We start from the raw sequence: 6,000 nt of genomic DNA, 5'->3' as shown, positions 1-6,000 counted from the left end.
TGAACATAGTATCCGTGACAGCAAAGAGCACGGCTTTAATCCCACTGAGTTTGCTGTACTAGAGCTCCTGTACACAAGAGGCCCGCAAAAATTACAGCAAATTGGGTCGAGACTTCTGCTTGTGAGCGGAAACGTCACATATGTCATTGACAAATTAGAAAGAAACGGATTTTTAGTAAGGGAGCAGGATCCGAAAGATAAACGCTCCGTTTACGCGCATTTAACTGACAAGGGAAATGAGTATTTGGATAAAATTTATCCAATTCATGCTCTGCGTATTGCGAGAGCGTTTTCAGGCCTTTCGCCTGATGAACAGGACCAGCTGATCGACCTGCTGAAGAAAGCAGGCATTCACAGCCAGCATTTGCTGTTTCGTTAACTATTCTACACTCTCTGTTTCAGGGAGTGTTTTTTTATGTCATATCATTCTTTTTAAAACATCTACAATCTTCCGGTCAGATATTTCGCCAAGATATCCATTGACATGTTTTTCATATTCTTTCATCTGTTCATTCGATTGAAAAAATGCCGCAATACGCTCCTCTGCTTTCTGTATGTCCCAGTTTCTCATATCTGTGACAAGCTTCCGTTCCTTTAGAAGGTTCAAATTCATTTCCTCCTGTCCCGGCAGCGCATGATAAATAAATACCGGAAGCCGTTTCTGTAAGCATTCGCTAATGGTCACGCCTCCGGGTTTTGTCATGATGCCTGCTGCTTGATCGTATAAACGATTCATCTCTGCTTTGCTGTGAAGGTAGGGAATCGCCTCAATAAAAGGGTGGCGTAAACTTTTGACATAGCAGTAGAGCTTTTCGTTTCTGCCGCATAATATTTTGTATAAGATATTTCCGCCTGGCGACAGATCCTGAACCCATTTTAAAATACCCCCGACCCCCATGCTGCCGCCTGTGATAATGATGGTATATGGCGGATGATGCTGACAGGTGTCTGTTGATTCCATTTCAAACATCCGGTGAACGGGAATGCCGGTCAAGTTTATGTTTTTCTGATCGATTCCTTCAGACATGAGCTGCTTCTTGACATCCATGATCGGCACAAAATGGTAATCAATATTCTCCCGCCCCCATAATTGATTCACAAAAAAATCAGTATAAACATTCACAACCTTCATATTCGGATATTCCGGCTTTAGCCGGTTCAGCAGATAAGAAGGCAGCGCGTGTGTGCAGAAGGCAATATCAGGCTGTTTTTCTTTTAGGATGTGTCTCATTTGTTGTGTGAACAGCCATTCGTACATGGCATAGCGTTTATCATTCTGATATTTTCCGCAGGCGAGGAGCCTGTAAATGCCGCTGTACGTTTTCGGAAAATATTGAATCCATTTTAAATACGCCTCAGAGGACAGTTTTTCTAACCGTCTATACGTATGTGAAAAGATATCAATTTTCTCAGCTGCCAGTCCTTGAGACTCCAGTTCAGCCTCCAAGGCATCTGCAACATGGTGATGCCCGGTAGATATGCTTAAAAAAGGAAAAATGAGAATGTTTGTCATGGTGTCCTCCTAAAAAAATATGGCAACTATATTTTGGGGAGAACGTTCACAAAATATAAGGGTGTTTTTGATCATAAGGAAGGTGAAGAGATGAAAACCTGTTTCCTTTCTATTTGGAGAGTGGTTGACCCGATTTATTTCTTTTTTTCAAGACTGACCTTGATTGACAAAGATCGAAAAAGCGTCTTTCGAGTCAGGCTGACAAAGTACAAAGGACATCATGTTGTACTGAGCGATGGAACGCATATAAGAAAAAATGATGTGCTTGTTAAAATACACCTGCACAACATTAAGCTGGTCAGGGAGCTGCAAAGCATTGAGAGCGCAGTCAGAAAGGGAATCATTATCTATCAAAAAGTATATCAATCGATGCCGATTCTTTTGGATTACATCAATAATCACAAAAAAAGTGAAAAAATTAAAGGGATTGTGGGCATTACAATGCTTGACAAAGGTGTGGAAAGGCTCGGTTTTGATGTGGTCACCCCGGTCAACCCTTTTTACAGGTGCTTTAAAAAGATCACACATATACCGATTTTTTATCTCACTTCAAAGCAGGTGAGTTTGCGGCGTTTACCGAATACATCCTATTTGTTTATTTCGAAAGAAAAGCTGCAGAAAACCTATCAAAAAAAAGACTGATGCCTTGGTCAGCACAGTCTTTTTTGATTATATCTGATGAAATGTCACTTCAGGGCGGCTACCGACACGGATATTTACACCGGTTTGTCCCAAGCCTTCGCTGATATAAAACGGTTTATCATGGTGATAATGAAGGCCTTTAACCATGTTCATGCGCACAAGCTTGCCCATTTTCGCCAAATGGTACGGTTTTGGCCAGTGAATTTGCCCGCCGTGAAAATGGCCTGAAAGCAGGTAATCATAATGAACATCTTTCATATCCAGAATAATGTTTGGGTCGTGTGTTAATACAAGGTGGTAGCCGTTTTCTAGATTTTGATAAGAGCCGGTAATATTACTGCGATTCGTGCTGTAATCATCAATGCCGATAATATTGACAGGCCCTGCGGCCGTCTCGATTTGAACATGTTCATTTTGCAGTGTGATACAGCCGTTTTCCTCTAAAACATGCTTCAAACTCTGAAAGTCCTTTTCTTTCAATACATAATCGTGGTTACCGAAAACCGCGTACATTCCATATGCAGGCTTCAGCTTTTGCAATGCGTTCAAGTAACCTGCCAGCTTCGGGATATTACGTTTCCGATCTAGAAAATCCCCGGTAAGCGCGATGATGTCCACAGGCTGGTCTTTTGTTAAATGATATAGCTCTTCAGGTGAAACAGAAATGTTTTCTAAGTGAAGATCTGATAAATGAAGGATATTTAATTTTTTTCTGGCTGAAAGGCCGTCTTTTTGATCGATTGAAATGGTGTTGACCTTTACATCTTTTGTATTGCGGTTCGCTTTATATATAAATGGCACAGATACGAGTATGGCCAATGAAAGTAAGATTGTAAACAAAATATATCCCCTCCCCACCTATCAGTATAGTAAGTAATCGAGCCTTATGGATAGCGGGAATTAATGGGTAAGAGACAGGTTGAAAAACGGATTGTCATCTGATGAATGTTTTGGAAAGGAAAAGGGATAATAAATTTTGACGCATGAGGCAGAACATGCCGGATATGGTGTCAGAATAACAGATGGATGTGTAAGCGATGTTACGATTAATGAGACAACACAAAAAAGAAACATATTATCTCTGGATCGCATTATTTCTCCTTTTGCTGTATGTATCCCCGCTTTTTATTTTAAAGGAAGATGCCCATATTCGCGTCCACGACAATTTAGATTCCAATATCGCTTGGTACAAGGTACTGGCAGATAGCGGAGAAATCATCGGCAAGGTTGACGCGGCCATTCCGCAAATCATTAACGGGCTGCCGCGGGATGCCTTTGGCACTGAGTTGAGCGGAATTGTTTGGCTGCACGCTTTCTTTTCTTCCATGACCGCCTATGCAATAAGCCAGACGATTACAAGGGTTGTCGCTTTTTTTGGAATGTATATGCTGCTGAAGAAACATGTAATTCCGGAGCCAAAAGCGGCTTTCATCCGGATAGGCGTATCACTGGCCTTTGCCTTAACACCTTTTTGGCCTTCGGGAATGCTAAGTACGCTAGGATATCCTTTGGCACTGTGGGCTTTTTTAAATATCCGAAAAGGGGATATCTCTTGGAGAGAGTGGCTGACGCTCGGTTTGCTTCCTTTATATTCAAGCTTTGTCTTAGGCTTCTTCTTTTTCTTGGCAGGAATGGCGTGCTTTTGGTTGTATGATGCCATCACAAATAGAAGATGGAACCTGATTTTTTTAGGCAGTATTGCATTTATGACGAGTATTTATCTTTTCGTTGAATATCGGCTTGTCTATTCGATGCTGTTCTCGCACGCACCGATGCATCGGATTGAATTTATTTCATCAAGGCATGACGTTTGGCATTCTCTCCGTCTCTCCGTCAAAAACTTTGTCTATGGGCATAATCATGTGATGACCGTTCATACCGTTGTCATCCTTCCGATCCTGCTGCTCGTATTTGCAGCTGTACTGTTCAAGCGAAACCGGACAAAGTTAGAAAATGTTTATCTGTTTTTATGTGTGCTTAATTACGGACTGTCATTATGGTATGCATTTTGGTTCAACAAAATATGGGCGGTGCCAAAGCAGAAATTTGCCTTTTTAGCCGAATTTAATTTTGCCCGTTTTCATTTTCTGCGGCCGCTTGTCATATACGTAAGCTTTGCGCTAGCTTTGTATCTCATTTGGCGGATGGGAAGAGGATGGAAATGGCTTGTATATGCTGCGGTTGCTGCTCAGCTGATGGTGTTGGCGCCTTTTAATGAAGAATATACGTATGGCGTTCACTACAATGCGCCGACATTCCGGGAGTTTTATGCATCCGAGCAATTCAAAGAGATTAAGGAATATATCGGGCGTCCTCAAGATTCATACAGGGTGGCAAGCATCGGACTGCATCCGTCTATTGCCCAATATAACGGGTTTTACACGTTAGATACGTATAACAATCTGTACCCGCTCTCATATAAATATGAATTTAGGAAAATCATTGAAAAAGAGCTGGAAAAAAACGCTCGGCTGAAACAATATTTCGATGAATGGGGCAGCCGCTGCTATCTTTTCGTTGATGAACTCGGGAAACGATATGATTTCAAAAAGAACTCGAAGAAAACGATTAACAATCTTCAATTAAATACAGATGTATTTAAAAAAATGGGCGGGCGTTATATTTTTTCTTCAGTTCCGATCAAGAATGCTGAGCAAAACCATCTTGCGCTCGTTAAGACGTTTGACCATAAAGATTCTGCCTGGCGCATTTATTTATATGAAACAAGATAAGGAGGATATCGATTGAAACAGTCACAGCCAGTATTAACCATCGTCGTTCCGTGTTTCAATGAAGAGGAAGTGTTTCAAGAGACAAGCCGTCAGCTGACAGAGGTTGTAGACAGCTTAATTGAAGAGAAGTTAATCGGTGAAGACAGTAAAATTCTGTTTGTCGATGATGGCAGCAAAGACCGCACCTGGGCCTTGATTGCTATGGAGAGCATAAGAAACAAGAAGGTTACGGGCTTAAAATTAGCCTGCAATGTCGGACACCAAAAAGCGCTTTTAGCCGGGCTGCATAAAGCGAAGAACAGGTCAGACTGCGTCATTTCGATTGATGCTGATCTTCAGGACGACATCTCTGTGATCCGTGATTTTATGCTGAAATATCATGAGGGCTGCGAAATCGTTTACGGTGTCCGCCGCAGCAGAAAAACTGATACCTTTTTTAAACGTACGACCGCTTTAGGGTTTTATCGCCTCATGAATAAGCTTGGGATTAAATTAATTTATAATCATGCTGATTTTCGTTTAATGAATAAAAGATCGCTTGAAGAGCTCGCTCGTTATCCGGAAGCGAATCTGTTTTTAAGAGGCATTGTTCCCATGATCGGCTTTAGATCAGCCGAAGTCTTGTATGACCGTAAGGAACGCTTTGCCGGCAAAACGAAATATCCGCTGAAAAAAATGCTATCATTCGCTTTTAACGGGATTACATCATTCAGTGTCGCGCCGATCCGATTCTTTACGATTTTAGGTTTTGTTTTATTTTTCTTCAGCGCTGTGGCAGGAGTTGGCGCATTTATACAAAAGCTGCTAGGCCATACAAATGCAGGATGGGCGTCGCTCATCATTTCCATTTGGTTTTTGGGCGGGCTGCAACTAATGGGAATCGGGATCATCGGAGAGTATATTGGAACGATTTTTTCTGAGGTGAAAAGACGGCCGAAATATGCGATTGATATCGATTTATATAATGAGCCGCTAAGCCCGCTCCAGCGCCAGGAAAAAGAGCGGTTAGAAAAAAAGTACAGTTGAATGGAAAGAGCTGACTTCATTAGTCAGCTCTTTCAGCGTGCCCGACAAACTTTACTTTTGATACAACGTACTTGAATGATAGGTGGC

Annotated in this window: 6 protein-coding genes; 4 read left to right on the top strand and 2 right to left on the bottom strand. The window is 41.8% G+C overall.

Features of this window, described 5'->3' with window-relative positions; all coding sequences use genetic code 11:
* Positions 1 to 379, top strand: a 379-nt coding sequence (locus RAC86_RS15235; protein WP_377885837.1) for a MarR family winged helix-turn-helix transcriptional regulator, incomplete at its 5' end; no start/stop codon positions are given.
* Between the two features lie 39 nt (positions 380 to 418).
* Here the strand turns inward: RAC86_RS15235 and RAC86_RS15230 are convergent.
* Positions 419 to 1,513: an MGDG synthase family glycosyltransferase gene (locus tag RAC86_RS15230; RefSeq protein ID WP_072566173.1), complete on the bottom strand. Its 1,095-nt coding sequence runs from the start codon at positions 1,511 to 1,513 to the stop codon at positions 419 to 421.
* A gap of 90 nt (positions 1,514 to 1,603) precedes the next feature.
* Between RAC86_RS15230 and RAC86_RS15225 the strand changes: the two genes are divergently transcribed.
* On the top strand, positions 1,604 to 2,155 hold the full coding sequence (locus tag RAC86_RS15225; protein WP_014113555.1) for a YkoP family protein: 552 nt from the start codon (positions 1,604 to 1,606) through the stop codon (positions 2,153 to 2,155).
* Between the two features lie 27 nt (positions 2,156 to 2,182).
* Here the strand turns inward: RAC86_RS15225 and RAC86_RS15220 are convergent, their stop codons facing one another.
* Positions 2,183 to 2,995 carry a metallophosphoesterase gene (locus RAC86_RS15220; RefSeq protein ID WP_014113556.1) on the bottom strand — a complete coding sequence of 271 codons (813 nt, stop codon included), beginning with the start codon at positions 2,993 to 2,995 and terminating at the stop codon, positions 2,183 to 2,185.
* 197 nt (positions 2,996 to 3,192) lie between these two features.
* On the opposite strand from RAC86_RS15220, the gene RAC86_RS15215 reads away from it, so the two are divergent.
* A complete protein-coding gene (locus RAC86_RS15215; RefSeq protein ID WP_061187335.1) occupies positions 3,193 to 4,887 on the top strand; it encodes a DUF6044 family protein in 1,695 nt (564 codons plus the stop codon).
* A gap of 12 nt (positions 4,888 to 4,899) precedes the next feature.
* The gene (locus RAC86_RS15210; RefSeq protein ID WP_072566174.1) at positions 4,900 to 5,913 is read left to right on the top strand and encodes a glycosyltransferase family 2 protein; all 1,014 of its coding nucleotides are present in this window, start codon (positions 4,900 to 4,902) and stop codon (positions 5,911 to 5,913) included.
* Positions 5,914 to 6,000 lie beyond the last annotated feature (87 nt).

Source organism: Bacillus sp. LR_5 (assembly GCF_042709275.1).
Note: the sequence above shows the minus strand (reverse complement) of the source record. Positions and strands in the feature narration are given on the sequence as shown.

What these genes read in the sequence shown, in the direction of transcription:
- RAC86_RS15230 (WP_072566173.1), bottom strand. Translation starts at nt 1,513, where the DNA reads ATGACAAACATTCTCATTTTTCCTTTTTTAAGCATATCTACCGGGCAT.
- RAC86_RS15225 (WP_014113555.1), top strand. Translation starts at nt 1,604, where the DNA reads ATGAAAACCTGTTTCCTTTCTATTTGGAGAGTGGTTGACCCGATTTAT.
- RAC86_RS15215 (WP_061187335.1), top strand. Translation starts at nt 3,193, where the DNA reads ATGTTACGATTAATGAGACAACACAAAAAAGAAACATATTATCTCTGG.